This window comes from Variovorax sp. HJSM1_2 (genome assembly GCF_049316285.1).
Lineage (GTDB): Bacteria > Pseudomonadota > Gammaproteobacteria > Burkholderiales > Burkholderiaceae_C > Rhodoferax_B.
Genome location: NZ_JBMOXA010000005.1, coordinates 38,659 through 58,005, shown reverse-complemented (window position 1 = coordinate 58,005; position 19,347 = coordinate 38,659). Strand labels below are relative to the sequence as shown.

General features: G+C 60.9%; 20 protein-coding genes. 4 read left to right on the top strand and 16 right to left on the bottom strand.

Annotated elements, in window-relative coordinates:
• The first annotated feature begins 308 nt into the window (after positions 1-308).
• Positions 309-806 carry a GFA family protein gene (locus ACFQ95_RS07130; protein WP_422830151.1) on the top strand — a complete coding sequence of 166 codons (498 nt, stop codon included), beginning with the start codon at positions 309-311 and terminating at the stop codon, positions 804-806.
• A 30-nt stretch (positions 807-836) separates the two neighbouring features.
• Here the strand turns inward: ACFQ95_RS07130 and ACFQ95_RS07125 are convergent, their stop codons facing one another.
• From ACFQ95_RS07125 to pyrC, 7 genes are all read right to left on the bottom strand, one after another.
• Positions 837-1,160: a DUF3325 domain-containing protein gene (locus ACFQ95_RS07125; protein WP_422830150.1), complete on the bottom strand. Its 324-nt coding sequence runs from the start codon at positions 1,158-1,160 to the stop codon at positions 837-839.
• Positions 1,153-2,865: a PepSY-associated TM helix domain-containing protein gene (locus ACFQ95_RS07120; RefSeq protein ID WP_422830149.1), complete on the bottom strand. Its 1,713-nt coding sequence runs from the start codon at positions 2,863-2,865 to the stop codon at positions 1,153-1,155. Before ACFQ95_RS07120 ends, ACFQ95_RS07125 begins: the two co-directional genes overlap by 8 nt.
• Before the next feature lie 20 nt (positions 2,866-2,885).
• Positions 2,886-3,182, bottom strand: coding sequence for an iron uptake protein (locus ACFQ95_RS07115; RefSeq protein WP_422830148.1), 297 nt, complete (start codon positions 3,180-3,182; stop codon positions 2,886-2,888).
• 251 nt (positions 3,183-3,433) lie between these two features.
• A complete protein-coding gene (locus ACFQ95_RS07110) occupies positions 3,434-3,892 on the bottom strand; it encodes a GNAT family N-acetyltransferase (RefSeq protein WP_422830342.1) in 459 nt (152 codons plus the stop codon).
• A gap of 12 nt (positions 3,893-3,904) precedes the next feature.
• Positions 3,905-4,780, bottom strand: a complete 876-nt coding sequence (htpX, locus tag ACFQ95_RS07105) for a protease HtpX (protein ID WP_422830147.1) — start codon at positions 4,778-4,780, stop codon at positions 3,905-3,907.
• Positions 4,781-4,876: 96 nt separating this feature from the next.
• Positions 4,877-5,680, bottom strand: a complete 804-nt coding sequence (locus tag ACFQ95_RS07100) for a DUF3025 domain-containing protein (RefSeq protein ID WP_422830146.1) — start codon at positions 5,678-5,680, stop codon at positions 4,877-4,879.
• Positions 5,662-6,756 carry a dihydroorotase gene (pyrC, locus tag ACFQ95_RS07095; protein ID WP_422830145.1) on the bottom strand — a complete coding sequence of 365 codons (1,095 nt, stop codon included), beginning with the start codon at positions 6,754-6,756 and terminating at the stop codon, positions 5,662-5,664. The genes ACFQ95_RS07100 and pyrC overlap by 19 nt, the downstream gene beginning before the upstream one ends.
• A 215-nt stretch (positions 6,757-6,971) precedes the next feature.
• Between pyrC and ACFQ95_RS07090 the strand changes: the two genes are divergently transcribed.
• The 3 genes from ACFQ95_RS07090 to ACFQ95_RS07080 are packed head-to-tail and all read left to right on the top strand — an operon-like array spanning position 6,972 to position 9,900.
• Complete coding sequence (locus ACFQ95_RS07090; protein WP_422830144.1) at positions 6,972-7,529, top strand: TRAP transporter small permease; 558 nt, start codon at positions 6,972-6,974, stop codon at positions 7,527-7,529.
• Positions 7,526-8,824, top strand: a complete 1,299-nt coding sequence (locus ACFQ95_RS07085) for a TRAP transporter large permease (RefSeq protein WP_422830143.1) — start codon at positions 7,526-7,528, stop codon at positions 8,822-8,824. Before ACFQ95_RS07090 ends, ACFQ95_RS07085 begins: the two co-directional genes overlap by 4 nt.
• 35 nt (positions 8,825-8,859) lie before the next feature.
• Entirely contained in the window at positions 8,860-9,900 is a 1,041-nt protein-coding gene (locus ACFQ95_RS07080; RefSeq protein ID WP_422830142.1) for a DctP family TRAP transporter solute-binding subunit, read from the top strand.
• An 81-nt stretch (positions 9,901-9,981) separates the two neighbouring features.
• Here the strand turns inward: ACFQ95_RS07080 and ACFQ95_RS07075 are convergent, their stop codons facing one another.
• The 9 genes from ACFQ95_RS07075 to ACFQ95_RS07035 form a co-directional block, all read right to left on the bottom strand.
• The gene (locus ACFQ95_RS07075; protein ID WP_422830141.1) at positions 9,982-10,719 is read right to left on the bottom strand and encodes an amino acid ABC transporter ATP-binding protein; all 738 of its coding nucleotides are present in this window, start codon (positions 10,717-10,719) and stop codon (positions 9,982-9,984) included.
• A gap of 29 nt (positions 10,720-10,748) precedes the next feature.
• Positions 10,749-11,438, bottom strand: coding sequence for an amino acid ABC transporter permease (locus ACFQ95_RS07070; RefSeq protein WP_422830140.1), 690 nt, complete (start codon positions 11,436-11,438; stop codon positions 10,749-10,751).
• 1 nt (position 11,439) lies between these two features.
• The gene (locus tag ACFQ95_RS07065) at positions 11,440-12,156 is read right to left on the bottom strand and encodes an amino acid ABC transporter permease (protein ID WP_422830139.1); all 717 of its coding nucleotides are present in this window, start codon (positions 12,154-12,156) and stop codon (positions 11,440-11,442) included.
• A gap of 119 nt (positions 12,157-12,275) precedes the next feature.
• Entirely contained in the window at positions 12,276-13,175 is a 900-nt protein-coding gene (locus ACFQ95_RS07060) for a transporter substrate-binding domain-containing protein (RefSeq protein ID WP_422830138.1), read from the bottom strand.
• 200 nt (positions 13,176-13,375) lie between these two features.
• The gene (locus tag ACFQ95_RS07055; protein ID WP_422830137.1) at positions 13,376-14,293 is read right to left on the bottom strand and encodes an amino acid ABC transporter substrate-binding protein; all 918 of its coding nucleotides are present in this window, start codon (positions 14,291-14,293) and stop codon (positions 13,376-13,378) included.
• A gap of 11 nt (positions 14,294-14,304) precedes the next feature.
• Positions 14,305-15,612 (bottom strand): dicarboxylate/amino acid:cation symporter, encoded by a 1,308-nt coding sequence (locus ACFQ95_RS07050; RefSeq protein ID WP_422830136.1) that lies wholly within the window; start codon positions 15,610-15,612, stop codon positions 14,305-14,307.
• A gap of 110 nt (positions 15,613-15,722) precedes the next feature.
• A complete protein-coding gene (locus ACFQ95_RS07045; RefSeq protein ID WP_422830135.1) occupies positions 15,723-17,144 on the bottom strand; it encodes an aspartate ammonia-lyase in 1,422 nt (473 codons plus the stop codon).
• Positions 17,145-17,363: 219 nt separating this feature from the next.
• Positions 17,364-18,281 carry a LysR substrate-binding domain-containing protein gene (locus ACFQ95_RS07040; RefSeq protein WP_422830134.1) on the bottom strand — a complete coding sequence of 306 codons (918 nt, stop codon included), beginning with the start codon at positions 18,279-18,281 and terminating at the stop codon, positions 17,364-17,366.
• A 17-nt stretch (positions 18,282-18,298) separates the two neighbouring features.
• Positions 18,299-19,228 carry a 2-hydroxyacid dehydrogenase gene (locus ACFQ95_RS07035; protein WP_422830133.1) on the bottom strand — a complete coding sequence of 310 codons (930 nt, stop codon included), beginning with the start codon at positions 19,226-19,228 and terminating at the stop codon, positions 18,299-18,301.
• Positions 19,229-19,347: the final 119 nt, after the last annotated feature.

Here is a 19,347-nt window from a genome sequence, read left to right as displayed (position 1 = left end):
TTTTAAACACTAGCGTACCGCGACATCAACGCCACCGGACGATATTTCTCGCAGACACAGCAGCGTCACAAACCACGACTACCCTGGTCGTACTGACCGCTCAAAGGGGGTTCGCCATGTCCATGCGCAAAGTTGTTCTGATCCGGGCCGTCGCCATCCCCGCATGCCTGCTGATGGGCTGCCTGGAGTTCTTTGCGCTGCTGCGTGCGCAGGCCTGGCGGCGCCTGCACTGAGCCCCCGCTAGGCAGGGTGCACACACCGCGTCACCTGCGCCATACTGGAAAGCCACCACGTTCGGAAGGCTTTCTATGCACTTGGAAGGTTCATGCCATTGCGGTGCTGTGCGCTTCAGCCTGGAGGCGCACAGCCCCGTGCCATTCCTGCACTGCCACTGTTCGATCTGCCGCAAGACGGCCGGCGGCGGCGGTTATGCGATCAACCTGGGCGGCGACGCGGCAACACTCAAGGTGAAAGGCGCCAAGCACCTGGGCTGTTACCACGCGCTGATGCGCGACACTGAAAATCCGGGCAAACGCGCCATACGCTCCAAGGCCGAACGTCGCTTCTGCCTCAAATGCGGCAGCGCGCTGTGGCTTTTTGACCCACGCTGGCCCGAGCTGGTGCACCCCCATGCCTCGGCCATAGACACCCCTTTGCCCAAACCGCCTGAAGTGGTGGAGGCCGCATTGGTCTATGCCGCCAACTGGGTGGATGTGCCCAAGGGCGAGGGCCATGTACATGAGCAGCACTGGCCCCAAGAGTCACTGGCGCAGTGGCACCAGCGGCATCAGCTTGATGGCTTGTGATGCTGATTTGTGACCATGGCTTGAGGGCGCTTACGCAGCCGAGCGCAGCTTGCCGACCAACAGGCCCAGCCAATGTGCGCGCCAGGTCAGCGTGAACGCAATCGCCAAGGCCGCGCCGGCCAAGGTCATGAACCAGACCAGAGAAGCCATGGAGGCATGGTCCACACTCAGGCACAGCAGCAGCGACGCAACCAAGCCTGCCACGCCCAGCACACGCAGCAGCTTGATGGTGGCGCCGGATGCGGGCACCGGGCCCAGCGCCTGCTCCCAGTGCACGTCCATGGCCAGGGCCAACCAACCCAGGCCGGCGATGTTGACCAGCACGGCCAAGCCAAAGAGCAATACGTCAGGCATGGGCGCCCTCTTCTGAAGTAGCCACGTTCGCCCGCGCAGCAGCCCGGGCGCCAGCGGGCACAGCAGCGGCGCGTCGACCGAGCTTGCGCGCGGCCATCACCGCGACGATGGCGCTGGCCAGCATGAACAGGTCCACACCGGCCACGGGCCAGTAGCCTGCGCCCAGCGTGCGCAACAGGTGGTCGCCGGTGCTGAACCAGTTCAGCAGCACAGCGACCACCGCCATCACCGCAACCGCCCAGCACTGTTCCATCCAGGCGGGCGCCATGCGCGCCTGGGCCACCGAAGATGTGCGCCAGATGCCGTGCACAAAAGCCAGCACCCATGCGCCCCAGAAGATGTATTGCTCCATGTCGCCCTTGCCCGGCATGCCAGGCGAAAGCTCGGACGGCAGCAGCCGGTTGGCGATCAGCATGGCGAGTGCGGCAATCAGCATGCCGGTGACGGTAGCCACCGCAAACGCATCCACCCAGCGCGCACCGGTTTTGCCCTGTTTGGCATGTTGGCGCTTGCGCTTCTCGACAAAGAAGATGAAGCCGGTGGCGATACACACACAACCCGACAAGCCGCCCAGCACATACAGCCAGCGCAGCAGCCAGTGGCGGAAGTGCTGCAGGTGCAGTCCGGTCAGGAAGGTGTTGACGCTGGCCACGGGGGTGAGCGGCGGGTCTTCACGCAGCACTTCGCCACTGGACGCCTTGAAGTGGATGCCTTCACCGGTCAGGGCAATGCGGTCGGTGCCGGCGCGGTACACGCTGACATAACTGTTGGCGTCGCCCACGTGCTGCACATTGAGGAAGCCCACGTCGCCCGCCATGCCCTTGGCGGCCCAGCGGCGTTGGGCTTCGGCCACCATGGCGTCAACCGAGGCCAGCGGCGCAGCCACGCCCGCGCGCTCGTGTGGCAGGCCGGTTTCCAGCGCCTCGTGTTTTTCATGCAGTTCGTGCAGCGGCTCCAACTGCGTGTGTGTCACCGGGAAGTAGATGCCGCCAAAAATCACCAGGCCCGAGAACGCAAAGATGAAGTGGAACGGCAGCGCCACCACACCCGTGAGGTTGTGCAGGTCGAGCGCGCTGCGCTGGGTGTGCTTCTTCGGCCGGAAGGTGAACAGCTCACGGAAGATCTTGCGGTGCATCACCACACCGCTGACCAGCGCCACCAGCATGATGAGTGCCGCAAAGCCGACGATCCAGTAGCCCAGGTTCAGCCATTCAAGATGCAGGCTGTAATGCAGCGGGTAGAAGAACTGGCTGCCGATTTTCAGGTGGTCGTCGGGCAGCGACTTGCCGCTGCGCGGGTCAATGGTGCGTGTGCCCCATACGCTGTCTTCGGGGTCTTTGGCATTGGGCAACTCGTAGCTGCTGAACATGCCCAGCACCGGATCGCGGTGGGTGGTGTAGGCGCCCCAGCTTTTGATCACCGGGAAACTCTCGGCCATGGGGCCGCTGCCCTCTTTGAGGCGGCTGCGTGCCAGCTCGATGTTCTGCGGCGTCGGCTTCATCTCCTGGAACACCGGCAGCAGCACCTTGTCGAACGAGGGCATGGGCTGCGGCGCAAAGCGCGATTCAGGAATGGCCCAGCGGTCGATCTCGCGGTCGAACACCGACAACGAGCCGAAGAAAAACACCACCATCAACACAAAGCCCAGCACCAGGCCAAACCAGGTGTGCAGCCAGGCCATGGCCAGTCGGAAGTTCTGAAACACGGTAGGAATCCTCTACGACATCAAAGCAGCGAACGCTGCACCAACCAGGCGGCGCCGGTCATCAGCGCACCGCCACCGGCCAGCACCAGCCAGACACGCGCCAGGCTGGGCGCGACAAAGGCCCATAGAAAAGCCACCAGAAAAACAATAAAGCCGAGGATGTAGCCCAGGGCTTCGGCGTCGTGGAACTCCATGTCAGCGGCAAATGTGACGCCTATGAGCAAGGCAATAAAGCCCCAGGTGAAGGCGTAGCCGCCGAGCATGCCGGCGGCAATGCGCCCCACGACGCGGCCAGCGGTGTGCGGAGTAGCACTCATGAAGATCAAAATGTGCTGCGCTGGAGAGCGCAGGTGATGGAATAAGAGAGGGTTGGAGAATAATTATAAATGCGAATTATTCTCATGCAATCGCAAACCCTGTCAAACCTGGGGCCTTGTGGGAGCGTTTGCTGGCGCAGTGTCCAGCGGCGCCCGCAGGGCCGCCCATGGCGTCGGGGCCGTGCGTCCGGCACGCGCGAGTGCGTCGGCACCCGTGCCGCCACGTGTCATTTACCGGGCTTTACCGCGCTCTACCGGGCGATAGCTGGCCGCAGCATCTCGATGTGCGGAATGTCGTCTTCGAGGTAGACATCAGACACCGGCTCGAAGCCAAAGCCCTGGTAGAACTTCAGCAGGTAGTGCTGCGCACCAATGCGGTTGGCATGAGCAGGCCAGGTTTGTTCGCAGCGCACCAGGGCTTCGGTCAACAGCAGTTGGCCCAGGCCTTTGCCGCGATAAGCCGGGTTGGTGAGCACACGGCCCAGCGAGGGCTCGGGGTATTTGCTGCCGGGGTCGGTCACGCGCAGGTAGGCGGCAAGATCATGGCCAGCCCAGGCCAGCAAGTGCCAGCATTGCAGGTCGTAGGCATCGGCATCGGGAAAGATGCACTTTTGTTCGATGATGAACACCGCCTCGCGCTGCACCATGGCGGCATGGAAAGCGGGCGCGCTCAGGTCTCCCAAGCGCGCCCATTCAAAACGCAAATCCACGGACAAGACGGCTTAGCCTTGCGCGTTTTGCAGCGCGGCAATACGCTGCTCGATAGGCGGGTGCGTGGAGAACAGTTGGCCAATGCCGCCGGCAATGCCCATGGCGGCCACGCTCTTGGGCAACTCGGCCGGATGCATGCCGCCCAGACGGGCCAGCGCATTGATCATGGGCTGCTTGCGGCCCATCAGTTGCGCGGCACCGGCGTCGGCGCGGAATTCGCGTTGGCGCGAGAACCAAGCGACGATGATGGCAGCAGCAAAGCCGAGCACGATGTCGAGCACGATGGTGGTGACCATGTAGCCAATGCCGGGGCCGCTGTCGCGATCGTCACCCTTGCGCAGAAAGCTGTCTACCGCGTAGCCGATGACGCGGCTCAAGAACACCACAAAGGTGTTCATCACGCCCTGTATCAGCGTCATGGTGACCATGTCGCCGTTGGCAATGTGCGCCACTTCGTGGCCGATCACGGCTTCGATTTCTTCACGTGTCATGCCTTGCAGCAAGCCGGTGGACACCGCCACCAGGGCCGAGTTCTTGAACGCGCCGGTAGCGAAGGCGTTGGGGTCGCCTTCAAAAACACCGACTTCAGGCATGCCGATGCCGGCCTTGTCGGCGAAGCGGCGCACCGTTTCGACGATCCAGGCTTCATCCGCGTTCTGCGGCTGGTTGATGACGCGCACACCCGAGCTCCACTTGGCCATGGGCTTGCTGATGAGCAGCGAAATGATGGCGCCGCCAAAACCCATCACCAGCGCAAAGCCGAGCAAGGCGCCGAGGTTGAGGCCGTTGGCGGTGAGGTAGCGGTTCACACCCAACAGGCTAGCCACAATGCCGAGCACTGCGACAACGGCAATGTTGGTCAGCAAAAACAAAACAATACGTTTCATGGATTCTCCGTGGGGTCGAGACGTGGGAACAAGAAAAAGCTCTTTGGTCTGCCAGATGCGGGCTTTACGCGCCAAATCAAGCCAACCAGAGCGGTCTTAGGCTGCCACGTGTTGCGTTGTTATGTCGGTTTTTGTGGCGCGGCGTGGCCTGAAAACAGTGGCGTCATCATAGAAGGAAACCACCGAATTTCCTTGCCACCAGCCGGGTACGCCCAGAACTGGCAAGGGGATAAACGGCTTGCCCGCGAGCCAATCGGGCGCCAGCTCAGCGCTGATATGGCCGTCAATGCTTGCTACTGATTCAATAGCTGACTGCGCTACATAGACATGCGCCGTGATCGATTTACGCGGAAACACCAACTGCTCCATCAGCGCATGGCCAAACAATTGCACCCGCACCTCGGCCCAGGCCGGGCGCAGCGTGCAAAACGCGGTGTGCCAGGCACGCTCGGTCAGCGCCTGCCAGATGGCCGACGGCGCCAGCAATACGGCGGCGTTTTCGTCGAACAGCGTGAGCGCGTCACGCACCGGCCCGCGCACCGGGCCGATGCCGCGCAGCGCGATCTGCTCGGCCTGCAATTGGTTGAGCCGCGCCTTGGTTTGCGGATAGTGCAGCCAGCACAGGCCGTTGAAGAAGTCGTGCAGGTTGTCGCGCGTGGGCACGTTGCCCGTCTCGAAGATGTAGCGCTCGTAGGGCTCCCCCTCGGGCAGCGCGGTTTGCGGGACGAAACGCCGCACGCCGCCAGTAGGCAAGGTGGCAGCCACGGCGTTCAGCGCTTCGGCCACCGTATGGCCCTGCTGCAGCAGCGCTGCGGCCGCTTGGCCTAGGGGGCGCAAGGGCTGCAGCCAAGGGCGCGTCCAGTCGATGGACGCGCTGAAACTCAGCCTACCAGCTTCCAAGACAAGGCTTCCCCGGCGGCCAGAGGCTTGAGTTCGGCTTCGCCAAAGGCAAAGCTGGGCGGTGGCGTCCAGCTTTCGCGCTGCAGCGTGACCTTGTCGGTGTTGCGCGGCAGCTTGTAGAAGTCGGGGCCGTTGAAGCTGGCAAAGGCTTCGAGCTGATGAATAGCCCCCACGCGGTCGAAGGCTTCGGCGTACAGCTCAATCGCGGCGTGGGCGGTGTAGCAACCGGCGCAACCCGTGGCGTGTTCCTTCAGATGCGCCGCGTGTGGCGCGCTGTCGGTGCCAAGGAAGAAGCGGCCGGCGCCGCTGATGGCGGCTTCGACCAGCGCCAGGCGGTGGGTTTCGCGCTTCAGCACCGGCAGGCAGTAGTAGTGCGGGCGGATGCCGCCGGTGAAGATGGCATTGCGGTTGTACAGCAGGTGGTGGGCGGTGATGGTAGCGCCCAGGTACTGGTCGGCCTCGCCCACGTATTGCGCGGCTTCTTTGGTGGTGATGTGTTCCATCACGATCTTCAGCTCGGGAAAGTCGCGGCGCAGCGGTATCAGTTGCTGGTCGATGAACACCGCTTCACGGTCGAACAGGTCTATGCTTTGGTCGGTGACTTCACCGTGCACCAGCAGCAGCATGCCTGCACGTTGCATGGCTTCAAGCGTAGGGTAGATCTTCTTCAGGCTGGTCACACCCGCGTCGCTATTGGTGGTGGCGCCAGCGGGGTAAAGCTTGGCGGCCACCACACCGGCAGCTTTGGCACGGGCGATCTCTTCCGGGGCCAGATTGTCGGTGAGGTACAGCGACATCAGTGGGTTGAACGCCGCACCACCAGAGGCACGTGCCGGTGTGGCCGCCAGAATGCGCTCGCGGTAGGCCTGAGCCAACGCCGCCGTGGTGACCGGCGGGCGCAGATTCGGCATGATCAGTGCACGACCCATTTGCACGGCCGAATGTGGCACGGTGGTGTGCAGGGCGTCACCGTCGCGCACGTGCAGGTGCCAGTCGTCCGGGCGGGCGACGGTGATGCTGTTGACGGGGGAGCGCAGGCTGGCGCTCAGGGCTTCAGGGGCGGTGGTGGTCGTCATGCGTAGGATTGTCGCACCGCCAATGTGCCCGGCTCACTGCCCGGCTCAAACCTCGCTGTATCCCCAGGAAAATCCCCATGCTTCGTGGGGTGACCCAAAGATATGATGTTTGGCCGGGCTGCCGCGGATTCGCCTGTAGGCAGGCTATCCCATCCCAAGCGCCCAAACCGCCTCAATCGCCCTCTTCCAGGTCTTACGTCATTTTTTTGTCACCGATGTCTTCCCCTTCAAGCCCTGGCACCCCTCCCCCCGATCCCAACCTCGAAGTTGCAGCCGAAGCAGATCCCGCCACCCGCGTGCCGCTGAAGATTGAAGACTGGGCCACCGTGGTCATCATGGCCCTGCTGGCCTTGATCACCTTTGCCAACGTGCTGGTGCGCTATTTCACTGACAGCTCTTTTGCCTGGACCGAAGAGTTCTCGGTTTTCCTGATGATTTTGCTGGCCATGGTGGCCGGTTCGGCGGCCGTGGCGCGCGACCGGCACATCCGCATCGAGTACTTTTCGGAAAGCGGCTCTATGGCGCGGCGCAAGCGGCTGTCGCAGTTTGGCGCGGTCATGGTGGCGGCGTTGTTCTTCCTGATCGCAGGCTTGAGCCTGCGCATGGTCTACGACGACTATACCTTTGAAGAAACCTCACCCGGCATTGGTGTGCCGCAGTGGTGGTATTCGATCTGGCTGCCGATTGTGTCGACGGCCATAGGCCTGCGCGCCGTGGGTTTGTTCATTCGCCGTGGCCGCCAGGTGGACGCAGCAGCAGGGGACGCCGAATGATCGCCACCCTGCTCTTCGTCGCCTTTGTGCTGATGATGCTGGTCGGTGTGCCGATCGGCGCCGCGCTCGGCCTGGCCGGCGCGGCCTGTATTGCCTTGGCCAATGCCGATGCGCAATGGTTTGGCCTGCTGGCCGTGCCGCAGAACTTCTATGCCGGCCTGGGCAAGTACCCGCTGCTGGCCATTCCCATGTTTGTGCTGGTCGGCTCGATCTTCGACCGTTCGGGTGTGGCCCTGAGGCTGGTGAACTTTGCGATTGCCATCGTCGGGCGCGGCCCCGGCATGTTGCCCATGGTGGCCATTCTGGTGGCCATGTTCCTGGGCGGCATCTCGGGCTCGGGCCCGGCCAACGCGGCGGCCGTGGGCGCGGTGATGATTGCGGCCATGTCGCGTGCGGGTTATCCGGCCGCGTTCTCGGCCAGCGTGGTGGGCGCGGCGGCGGCGACCGATATCTTGATTCCGCCCTCGGTAGCGTTCATCGTCTACTCGGTGCTGGTGCCAGGCGCCTCGGTGCCGGCGCTGTTTGCGGCGGGCATGATCCCGGGCATCTTGGCCGGTTTGGCACTGATCATTCCGGCGGTGTGGATGTCGCGCTCACACAAAATGGGCGCGTTGGAGGCGACGCTGCCCAAGCCCGAATTCTGGAAGAGCTTTCGCGAAGCCACCTGGGGCCTGGCCGCGCCGGTGCTGATTCTGGGCGGCATGCGCGCGGGCTGGTTCACGCCCACCGAGGCAGCCGTGGTGGCGGTGTTCTACGGCTTGTTTGTTGGCATGGCGATCTACCGCACCATCGAGGTTCGCGACCTGTTTGTGATCTTGCGTGAGTCGGGCGAGTTGTCGGCGGTGATCTTGCTGGTGGTGTCGCTGGCCGGCATCTTTGCGTATTCACTCTCCACGCTGGGCGTGATCGACCCCGTGGCCAAGGCCATCGTCAACTCGGGCCTGGGTGAATACGGCGTGTTGGCCTTGCTGATCGTGATGCTGATCACCGTGGGCATGTTCCTCGACGGTGTGTCCATCTTCCTGATCTTTGTGCCGCTGCTGTGGCCCATCGTGCAGTACTACAAGTGGGACCCGGTGTGGTTTGGTGTCATCCTGACGCTGAAGGTGGCACTGGGCCAATTCACGCCGCCGCTGGCCGTGAACCTGATGGTGTCGTGCCGCATCGCCAACGTGCGCATGGAAGAAACCGTGCGCTGGGTCGGCTGGATGTTGTTTGCCATGTTCCTGGTGATGGTGGCCGTGATCGCCTGGCCACAACTGGCGCTGTGGCTGCCCGCGCGCCTCGGTTACTAAAACTTTAAACCTCGATTTACCCAAGGAGACAAAGCATGAAATTCCGCAGAACCCTGCTGACCGTCGTAGCCGCCGCAGCCGCACTGGCCGCCTTCTCTGGCACGGCTTTGGCGCAGGCCGCCTACAAGGCCGAATACAAGATGTCGCTGGTGCTGGGCCCGCCCACACCCTGGGGCCAGGCCGGCAAGATCTGGGCAGACCTGGTGAAAGAGCGCACCCAAGGCCGTATCAACATCAAGCTGTACCCCGGCGTGTCGCTGATCCAGGGCGACCAGACGCGTGAGTTCAGCGCACTGCGCCAGGGTGTGATCGACATGGCGGTGGGCTCCACCATCAACTGGTCGCCGCAGGTGAAGCAGTTGAACCTGTTCTCCATGCCGTTCCTGATGCCCGACTACGCCGCGCTGGACGCGCTGACGCAGGGCGATGTGGGCAAAGACCTGTTCAAGACGATTGAAAAAGCCGGCGTAGTGCCACTCGCCTGGGGCGAAAACGGCTACCGCGAAATCACCAACTCGAAACACGCCATCAAGTCGCCGGCCGATTTAAAGGGCATGAAGATTCGTGTGGTGGGCTCGCCGCTGTTTGCCGATGTGTTTACCGCGCTGGGCGCCAACCCCACACAAATGAGCTGGGCCGATGCCCAACCTGCGTTGGCCAGCGGCGCGGTCGACGGACAGGAGAACCCGTTGTTCCTGTTCACCGTGCTGAAGATGCACAACGTAGGCCAGAAGTTTGTGACCACCTGGGGCTACGTGGCAGACCCGTTGATCTTTGTGGTCAACAAGGAAATCTGGTCGTCGTGGACACCTGCCGACCAAGCCATTGTCAAACAAGCCGCACTCGACGCCGGCCAGCAAGAAATCGTCATCGCGCGCAAAGGCCTGGTGGAAGCCGATAAACCGCTGCTGAAAGACATTGCCAGCATGGGTGTGACGGTGACCCAGTTGACCCCCGCCGAACGCGGCGAGTTCGTCAAGGCCACGCGCCCGGTGTACGACAAATGGAAGTCGCAGATCGGTGCCGACCTGGTGACGCGCGCCGAGAAGGCAATCGCAGCACGCCCGGTGAAGTAAGCACCGCGCTCCACATATCAAAAAGCCCCACAGTTTGCACTGCGGGGCTTTTTGTTTGGACTAAGCCGTTGGGCCGGCGGCTCAGTGCTGCAGGATCTTGTTCAAGAAATCCTTGGTGCGCGGCTGGCGGTTTTCCGGGTGGCCGAAGAACTCTTCCTTTGAGCAGTCTTCCAGAATACGCCCACCCACGTCAATGAAGATCACGCGGCTGGCCACTTTGCGCGCAAAGCCCATTTCGTGGGTCACACACATCATGGTCATGCCTTCCTTGGCCAAGGTGACCATCACGTCCAGCACTTCGCCGACCATTTCCGGGTCGAGTGCAGAGGTCGGTTCGTCAAACAACATCACCATGGGGTCCATGCTCAAGGCACGGGCGATGGCCACGCGTTGCTGCTGGCCGCCGGAGAGCTGGCCAGGGAACTTGTCCTTGTGCGCCATCAGGCCCACGCGGTCCAGCATCTTCAGGCCACGCACCTTGGCGTCATCAGCCGAGCGGCCTAACACCTTGATCTGCGCCAACGTGAGGTTCTCGGTGACCGACAAATGCGGGAACAGTTCAAAGTGCTGGAACACCATGCCAACACGGCTACGCAGCTTGGGCAGGTCGGTCTTGGGGTCGTGCAGTGGCACGCCGTCGACAAAAATCTCGCCCTTTTGGAAGGGTTCGAGTGCGTTCACGGTTTTGATTAGAGTCGACTTGCCAGAACCCGACGGGCCGCAGACCACCACCACATCACCCTTGGAGATGCTCACATTGCAGTCGTTCAGCACCTGAACCGGGCCATACCATTTGGATACGTTCTTAATTTCAATCATGTTTTCTCCACGAATCTAGTTCAGCTGGTTCAGCGAATGATGGCAATCTTGGCCTGCAACTTCTTGACCGAATAGGACAACAAGTAGCAAAGAATAAAGTACACCACAGCGGCCAGCAGGTAAGCCTCTTCAGGGCGGCCGTAAATTTTGCCTGCCGTTGAGAAGCCCTTGAGCAGGTCATACGCACCAATGGCATACACCAGCGAGGTATCTTGGAACAAGATGATGGTCTGCGTCAGCAGCACCGGCAGCATGTTGCGAAACGCCTGCGGCAGCACCACCAGCTTCATGTTCTGCGAATAGGTCATACCCAGCGCCTGGCCAGCATGCACCTGCCCACGCGGGATGGACTGGATACCGGCACGCATGATCTCGCTGAAATAAGCCGCCTCAAAGGCAATGAAGGTGATGATGGCCGAAATCTCCGAGCGGTAGTCCACACCGGTAGAACCAAACAGCGCGTAGAACGAACTGGGCACCAACAGGAAGAACCACAAGATCACCATCACCAGCGGAATGGAGCGCATGCCGTTGACGTAGATGGTGGCAGGCACCATCAGAAACTTCTTACCCGATAAACGCATCAGCGCCAGGATGGTGCCAAAGATGATGCCGCCAACGGTGGCGATGGCCGTGAGTTCCAGACTGAAGATGAAGCCCTTCAGCACGAACTTGCTGAGCATCTCCCAGGTAAAAAAGGAAAGGTCAAAATCGCCCATATCAGTGTCCCCCTCCGGTGCCGCCAGCCACAATGAAGCCAGGGATCTGCAATCGTTTTTCCACAAACGCCATGACGCGGTTCACCGCAAAGGCCGAGATGGCGTACAAAACCGTTACCGCCAAATAGACTTCGACACCGCGCGAGGTTTCTTCCTGCGCTTGCATGGCGAAGGTGGTGAGTTCGGCGATAGACACCGCGAACGCCACCGAAGAGTTCTTCAGCAAATTCATCGATTCGCTGGTCAGCGGCGGGAAGATGATGCGCACCGCCATTGGCAGAATCACATAACGATAAGTCTGCGCCGTGCTGAAACCCATGGCCATGCCGGCGTAACGCTGACCCTTGGGCAAGGCCTGGATACCGGCACGCACCTGCTCGGCAATACGCGCAGAGGTAAAAAAGCCAAGTGCAACAACCACCAACGCAAAGCCAGGAACCTGCTGCATCGCCGGAAACAACTTCGGCAACACAAAATACCAAATAAAGATCTGCACCAGCAAGGGCACATTGCGGAAAATTTCAACCCAGACGTTGGCAAGCCGCACGGCCCACGGACTGTTGGGCAAGGTGCGCACGGTACCGATCAAGGCGCCCACCACAATGGCGACCACCCAAGCGCAACCGGCGACGGAAAGCGTCCATCCCCAGGCATTGATCATCCACTCGAGGTAGGTGCGCCCACCCCCGTCGTCGTTCAGGAATACCTGCCAATCCATAAATTTCTCCCAAGAAAACGAGATGCCGTTTATTTTTGATTGACCGCATCACGCGGCCCATTTACGGCAAACCCCGTCCGGAATCGAACGGGGTTACACGCTTAAGCCACTAAGTGTGCTTATTTTTTAGCGTAGTCTTCCATGGGCTTGTCATTGGGGTTGGCCCAGGCAGCCTTCAGCGTGTCGGAGGCAGCCAAGCCCACACGTGCGTTCTTTGGTGGGATGGGTTGCATGAACCACTTGTCATACAGCTTGGCGAGTTCACCGGTCTTGATCAGATCACGAATGGTGTCATCAGCCAGCTTCTTGAAAGCCGGGTCGTCCTTGTGCAGCATGATGGCGATGGGTTCCACGCTCAACACTTCACCCACGATCTTGAAGTCGGCGGGGTTCTTGGCGTTGGCAATGTTGCCGGCCAGGATGGAGCCGTCCATCACGAACGCATCGGCGCGGCCGGATTCGAGCAGCAAGAAGCTGTCGGCGTGGTCTTTGCCCAGCAATTCCTTGAAGTCCATGCCCGAAGCGCGTTCGTTACGGCGCAAGGTTTGCACGGAGGTGGTACCCGTGGTGGTCGCCACGGTCTTGCCATTCAACTGTGCGATCGAGGTGATGCCGGAGCTGGCTTTGACCGCGATGCGGACTTCTTCTACAAAGGTCGTCAACGCGAACGAAACGTCCTTCTGGCGCGTGGCGTTGTTGGTGGTCGAGCCGCATTCCAGATCAACCGTTCCGTTCTGGATCAAAGGCACGCGGTTCTGCGACGTCACGGGCTGGTACTTGACCGTCAGCGATTTGCCAGCAGCCTTTTCCAGATTGGCGATGATGCGTTGGCACACTTCGACGTGATAGCCAGCGTACTTGCCATCACCCAAGGTGTACGACAGAGCGCCGGAGGAATCACGCACACCCATGGTCACGGAACCAGATGCCTTGACCTTCGCGAGAGTGTCGGTAGCTTGTGCAAACGCACCGGTGGCAACCAGAGCAGTGACCGCAATGGCGAGCAGTTGTTTCTTCATGAAAAAGACTCCAAGGTAAAAATAGGAACTACGCAAAAAAATTCTAAGAACTCAGACTCGAGGGATAACCCTTGCGCCTGAAGCCCGAAATTGGTGCGTAAGAATGCATCGAAACAGTCCGATATCAGTCTATATGCAGACTCTATGCCTGATCTCGGCATTTGCCCCAAGAACAGGCCAAAGGTCACATTCTCGCCGCATCACTCTGGCTTCTGCACCATCATTTGAATGATCGTGCCTAATTGCGGGCTCATCGGCAAATCTATGCTGACGCCAGAAGGCAGCCGCTTCAAAAACCAGCGAGTGTATAAGCGCTCCAGCTCGCCTTCTTCGGCCAGCGTGCTGAAGGTTTTGGCTACCAGTGCCGCCATTGGGGGGTCCCCCTTGCGGTACATGATGCCGTAGGGGTCATACGATAAAAACTCCCCCACCACCGTGTAGTTGGCCTGGGCTTTGTTCTGCGCCAGCAGGCCATACAACAACACATCGTCTGTCGCAAAGGCGTCTGCCTTGTCGGCAGCCAATGCGGCAAAGGCTTCGGCGTAGTCGGTCGCCACGACAAAATTCAGCTTGAGCTTGAATTTTTCCGACAGGCTGCGCATGGCCTTCTCGCCAGTGGTTCCGCCCGCCACCACAACACGTTGGCCCACCAGGTCGCGGAACGACTTGATGGCCGAACCCTTCTTCACCATCAGTTTGGAGCCGGACACAAAAGTGGTGGGCGAAAACGCCACCTGCTTCTGCCGCTCCAAATTGCTCGTGGTGGAGCCACACTCCAGATCAATCTCACCGGAGGTCACGGCCGTTATGCGCGACTCGGCCGTGACCGGACGCCATTTGATCAACAGTTCACGGTCTACCGCCACCCCCATGGCATCGACGATGGCACGGCAGATGTCTATGGCATAACCCATGGGCTCGCCGCGCGCCGAGATGTAGGAGAACGGGATCGACGCCTCGCGGTAGCCAAGGGTCACCGCGCCCGAATCAAAGGCCTTTTTCAGGGTGCCGGTGAGGCCGGTCGCGGCTGACTGCGCCAGTACTCCCACACTGAATGCCAACACCAGCAAGCCAGCAAGCCCGCGTTTGAGGCACAAGGGTCGCAAGAAGGCAAACATGGCGGCCTCGCTTAAGCGCGCACTTGGCCAGCCATGTTCGTGGCCGCTTCCGCGTCCAGGAGCTTGGCATAACGCTCGGCTTCGGCCTCGGGCGCCAACTCACCTTCCCACTTGGCGACCACCGCCGTCGCGATGGAGTTACCCACGGCATTGGTGGCGGAGCGGCCCATGTCCAGGAAGGTATCCACACCCAGAATCAGCAGCAGGCCGGCTTCAGGAATGTTGAACTGGTTCAGCGTCGCGGCGATCACCACCAGCGATGCGCGTGGCACACCAGCCATGCCCTTGGAGGTGAGCATCAAGATCAACAACATGGTCAGTTGCGTGGACAGCGACAGATGGATGTCGTACGCCTGAGCAATGAACAGCACGGCAAAGGTGCAGTACATCATGGAGCCATCGAGGTTGAACGAGTAGCCCATGGGCATCACAAAGCTGGAAATCTTGCGTTTGACCCCAAAGCGGTCGAGCGCATCCAGAATCTTAGGGTAGGCCGCTTCAGAGCTGGCCGTCGCAAACGACAGCATGAAGGCCTCCTTGATCAGCACCAGCAGCTTGAGGATACGTGGCCCCAAGAACACAAAGCCAGCAAACACCAGAATGCCCCACAACAGGAACAGGCTGATATAGAAGTCGCGCATGAAAACGGCGAACTTGACCAGAATCTCCAGGCCATTCACCGCCACGGTCGCGGCCATGGCAGCGAGCACCGCCAACGGCGCCAACTTCATGACGTAGCCGGTGATCTTCAGCATGACGTGAGAAAGCTCGTCGATGGCGGAGACCAGGGTTTTGCCCTTTTCCCCCATAGACGCCAAGGCCACACCAAAAAACATAGAGAACACAACAATCTGCAGGATCTCGTTGTTGGCCATGGCTTCGGCAAAAGACTTGGGCACCAGATGGCTGACAAAGTCCTTTAGCGTGAACTTGGATGTGGCCAGGCCGGCCGAGGCCCCAATGTCAGGCAGCGGCAGCCCCAGATTGGCCCCGGGCTTGAGCCAATTGGCCATGATCATCCCCAGCACCAGCGAGATCAGCGATGCCGTGACGAACCAGCCCAGCGCCTTGGCAAAAACCCGGCCCACGGACGAGGCATCCCCCATGTGCGCAATGCCCACCACCAGGGTGGAAAACACCAGCGGCGCGATCAGCATCTTGATCAGACGCAGAAAGATGTCGGAAATGATGGAGATGTAGCCTGCGATCTCCGTGGCCGCTTTGCGCTCAGGAAAACTGGTGAACACCATGTATCCCAGGATGATGCCAAGCACCATGGCGATCAGGATGATGGTCGCCTGAGGCATTTTTTTCTTCATTTGTCGTCCTCTCCAATCGATTCAGGTGAATGTTTCGCTCGGAACAAAATACAAACCTTGAATCTATTTATATAGTTTTTCTTGTTCAAATGAAATCACTCCGTATTCCATCAAGGTGCACTTTTTCGCACCAAGGAAACAGGTTGTGTCAGCCTCTCCGGCACCAGCAAGGCCTCGAGTTCAGTGCGCGTCATGATGCCCAGCGACTCGGCGACTTCGCCAATGGCTGCACCGGATTTCATGGCGGTTTTGGCAATCAGCGCGGCCTTCTCGTAACCAATGATGGGGTTCAGCGCGGTAACCAGCGTGACCGACTCGCGCACCCGTTTCGCCAGCAGTTCGTGGTTGGGCTCAATACCGGCCACGCAGTTGGTTTGCAGCGTGCGGCAAGCCTGGCTCAGGTGCTCTATGCTTTTGAACAGGCTCCAGCCCATGATGGGCTCAAACGCGTTGAGCTGCAATTGCCCGGCCTCGGAGGCCATGGTCACGGTGATGTCGTTGCCTATGACTTCAAACGCCACCTGGTTCATCACCTCGGGGATCACCGGGTTGACCTTGCCGGGCATGATGCTCGAGCCCGCCTGGCGTGCAGGCAAACGGATGTCGCCAAAGCCGGCCTGCGGGCCGCTGGAAAGCAGGCGCAAGTCGTTGCAAATTTTGCTGAGCTTGCAGGCCACGCGTTTGAGCACACCCGACAGTTGCACAAAGGCGCCCGTATCTTGCGTGGCCTCGATCAGGTTGCTGGCCTTTTCTACCGGCACGCCGCTGATTTCGGCCAGCAGTTTGCAGGCCCGATCAGCGTAGCCGCCCGGCGCGTTGATGCCGGTGCCTATGGCCGTGGCGCCGAGATTGATTTCCTGGATCAGCGCGCGCGCTTCGCGCAACCGGGACTCGTCCTCACCCATCATCACCGCATAGGTCTGGAACTCCTGGCCCAGCGTCATGGGCACGGCATCCTGCAACTGCGTGCGGCCGATTTTCAGCACGTTTTTGAACTCGTCGGCCTTGGCCTCGAAGCCTGCGCGCAGAAAGGCCATCGATGCCAGCAAACGCTCTATGCCCAACCACAGCGCAATCCGCACGGCTGTGGGGTAGACATCGTTGGTGCTTTGCGAGGCGTTGACGTGGTCGTTAGGGTGCAATACGTCATAACGGCCTTTTTCCAGACCGAGCTTTTCCAGCGCGCGGTTGGCGATCACCTCGTTGGCATTCATATTGGTGGATGTGCCGGCTCCACCCTGGATCACGTCGACCACGAACTCGGCATGCAACTCCCCCGCCACCAGGTCGTGGCAGGCGGCGACAATGGCGTCGGCCAGCTTGGCGTCGAGCACGCCCAACTCCAGATTGGTGCGGGCCGCCGCTTGCTTGACGAAAGCCAGGGCGCGAATCAGGTCGGGCATGGCCGAGATGCGGGTGCCCGAGATCGGAAAGTTCTCTACCGCACGCGCCGTGTGCACACCCCAATAGGCTGCGACAGGAATCTCTTTTTCACCCAGAAAGTCGTGTTCGACGCGCACTTGGTTTGACATATAGGCCCTTGGCATTAGAGGAGGTGGCGAACTGTAAATGTGCGCTTCACCAAACTCCAATGCTGAATGCGGACTGCTTTATGCATAACCGTCATAGATAGCGACAAGCCGGGTCGGCCGCTACCGCACCGTAGCGAAGCAACGGCCAACCACTGCTTGATTTGCGCGCTTAGTTGGCGCTATCTCGCACCACTCCAGGGGAAAACCCCTAGCAAAAGACTAGCCCGCCAAATAGGCCCAGAGCGCCTGGGCTGTGCTTTTGGCCGCTGCCGGGCCACTAGGTTTTTCGCGGTAGGCCCGGATGTCGAGCACGATCTCCATGCCGCCCAGGGTGGACGGCGCAGCCGGCACCAGGCGCCGCGCACGCAGTTCACGCTTGACCGCGCTGCTGGGTAAAAAGGCGATGCCATGGCCTTCCAGCGCCATGGCTTTCAGGCCCTCTGCCATGTCGGTCTCGTACACCCGGTCGAGGTGGATGGCCGTGGCCGACTGCTGCAGGATCATGTCCACCGTCTGGCCCAGGTAAGCACCGGGCGCATAACCCAGGTAGGGCAGCAATTGGCCGGGATGGCCGGGCAATTGGTACATGGGTGAACCATCGGCATTGGCGCGCACGTAGGGGGCGATCACCTCCTGGCCCAGCGTCACCATCTCGTAGCGGTCGGCCGGCAACTGGATAGGCAGCGAGCTGTGGTGGTAGGCGATGAGCAGGTCACAGCCACCTTCGACCAGGCGCACCATGGCGTCGTGCACGTTGGCGGCAATCAGCCGGCTCTTGAAGTGGCCAAACTTCTCTTTGAGCTGCGTGACCCAGGGCGGAAAAAAAGTGAACGCCAGTGTGTGTGGCACGGCAAAGTCAACCACGTCTTTGCCCGCCGACTGGTGGCCGCGCAGCATGGCGCGTGTACTCTGCAACGCCTGCAGCATCTCCAGCGCCTGGGCGTAAAGGGTTTCACCTGCGGCGGTCAGGCGTGTGGGATAGGAGGTGCGATCGACCAGATCGGTACCGGCCCAGCCTTCCAGCGCCTGTATGCGCCGCGAGAACGCCGGTTGTGTGACGTGGCGCAGCTGCGCCGAGCGGCTGAAACTGCGCGTTTCGGCAAGGCTTACAAAATCTTCCAGCCACTTGGTTTCCATGCTGCGGCTCCGTCAGGTCAAAGAGGGGTGATCATCGGCTGGCCTGCAAAGTACAGGTTGGCGTTGTCCACAAAGCGCACCACCGAGGCCTGCATCGCCTCGGGCGACCAGCCACCCAGGTGCGGGGTGAGCACCAGGTTGTCGAAACCCAGCAGCTCGGCGGGCGGTGCCGGCTCGCTCTCGTACACATCAAGCCCCGCGCCATGGATCACGCCATCACGCAAGGCTTGCGCCAAGGCGGCGGTGTCGACCACGCTGCCGCGCGCAATGTTCACCAACACGCCCTTAGGCCCCAGCGCACGCAGCACGTCCGCGTTGACCAGGTGGCGCGTCGCCGCACCACCGGGCGTGGCCACCACCAGGAAGTCGGCCCAGCTGGCCAGCGCCGACACATCGGCAAAGTAGCTGTAGGGCACGTCTTGTTTGTTGCGGCCGCAGTAGCCGATCTCGATGTCGAAGCCCTGCGCGCGGCGCGCCAGCTTGCGGCCAATGGCGCCCAAGCCGAGTATGCCCAGGCGCCGGCCCGATACATTGGGCGGCATGGGTACGGCGTTGCGCCACACACCGGCACGGCATTGCTGGTCGAGCGAGCGCAGGTCGCGCACGGCGGCCAGCAACAGCATCATGGCGTGGTCGGCCACACAGTCATCGTTGGTGCCAGCACCATTGGCCAGGGCAATGCCGCGTTGGCGCGCGTGGGCCAGGTTGATGTTTTCATAACCCACCCCCAGGGCCGAGACGAATTCCAGCTTGGGCATGGCGTCGATCTGTGCAGCGCTCAGGCCCACAGCACCGTTGGTCAACACCGCGCGTACGCTGGCGCCGTGGCTGGCCAGGGCCTCGGGCCACTGCGCCGGTTCGGGCGCGTAGACCAGATCAAAATGCTCCGAGAGCAATGTGCGGTGGTGTTCCGCCATGTAGATGAGACAGAGAAGCTGAGGATGCATCTGGCGCTGGACCTTTAACCTTGAAACACCGCCATTGTGCTTCAAGCCGCGCCCCGAAAACCCGACAAAACTACATCTTTAATAGCGCCGTACGCAGGACAGAACTACGCAAACGACCT

Coding starts and splice junctions, on each gene's coding strand:
- ACFQ95_RS07035 (WP_422830133.1), bottom strand. CDS start 19,228: ATGCATCCTCAGCTTCTCTGTCTCATCTACATGGCGGAACACCACCGC.
- ACFQ95_RS07090 (WP_422830144.1), top strand. CDS start 6,972: ATGTCTTCCCCTTCAAGCCCTGGCACCCCTCCCCCCGATCCCAACCTC.
- ACFQ95_RS07045 (WP_422830135.1), bottom strand. CDS start 17,144: ATGTCAAACCAAGTGCGCGTCGAACACGACTTTCTGGGTGAAAAAGAG.
- htpX (WP_422830147.1), bottom strand. CDS start 4,780: ATGAAACGTATTGTTTTGTTTTTGCTGACCAACATTGCCGTTGTCGCA.
- ACFQ95_RS07060 (WP_422830138.1), bottom strand. CDS start 13,175: ATGAAGAAACAACTGCTCGCCATTGCGGTCACTGCTCTGGTTGCCACC.
- ACFQ95_RS07125 (WP_422830150.1), bottom strand. CDS start 1,160: ATGCCTGACGTATTGCTCTTTGGCTTGGCCGTGCTGGTCAACATCGCC.
- pyrC (WP_422830145.1), bottom strand. CDS start 6,756: ATGACGACCACCACCGCCCCTGAAGCCCTGAGCGCCAGCCTGCGCTCC.
- ACFQ95_RS07075 (WP_422830141.1), bottom strand. CDS start 10,719: ATGATTGAAATTAAGAACGTATCCAAATGGTATGGCCCGGTTCAGGTG.
- ACFQ95_RS07080 (WP_422830142.1), top strand. CDS start 8,860: ATGAAATTCCGCAGAACCCTGCTGACCGTCGTAGCCGCCGCAGCCGCA.
- ACFQ95_RS07115 (WP_422830148.1), bottom strand. CDS start 3,182: ATGAGTGCTACTCCGCACACCGCTGGCCGCGTCGTGGGGCGCATTGCC.
- ACFQ95_RS07085 (WP_422830143.1), top strand. CDS start 7,526: ATGATCGCCACCCTGCTCTTCGTCGCCTTTGTGCTGATGATGCTGGTC.
- ACFQ95_RS07065 (WP_422830139.1), bottom strand. CDS start 12,156: ATGGATTGGCAGGTATTCCTGAACGACGACGGGGGTGGGCGCACCTAC.
- ACFQ95_RS07070 (WP_422830140.1), bottom strand. CDS start 11,438: ATGGGCGATTTTGACCTTTCCTTTTTTACCTGGGAGATGCTCAGCAAG.
- ACFQ95_RS07130 (WP_422830151.1), top strand. CDS start 309: ATGCACTTGGAAGGTTCATGCCATTGCGGTGCTGTGCGCTTCAGCCTG.
- ACFQ95_RS07055 (WP_422830137.1), bottom strand. CDS start 14,293: ATGTTTGCCTTCTTGCGACCCTTGTGCCTCAAACGCGGGCTTGCTGGC.
- ACFQ95_RS07050 (WP_422830136.1), bottom strand. CDS start 15,612: ATGAAGAAAAAAATGCCTCAGGCGACCATCATCCTGATCGCCATGGTG.
- ACFQ95_RS07040 (WP_422830134.1), bottom strand. CDS start 18,281: ATGGAAACCAAGTGGCTGGAAGATTTTGTAAGCCTTGCCGAAACGCGC.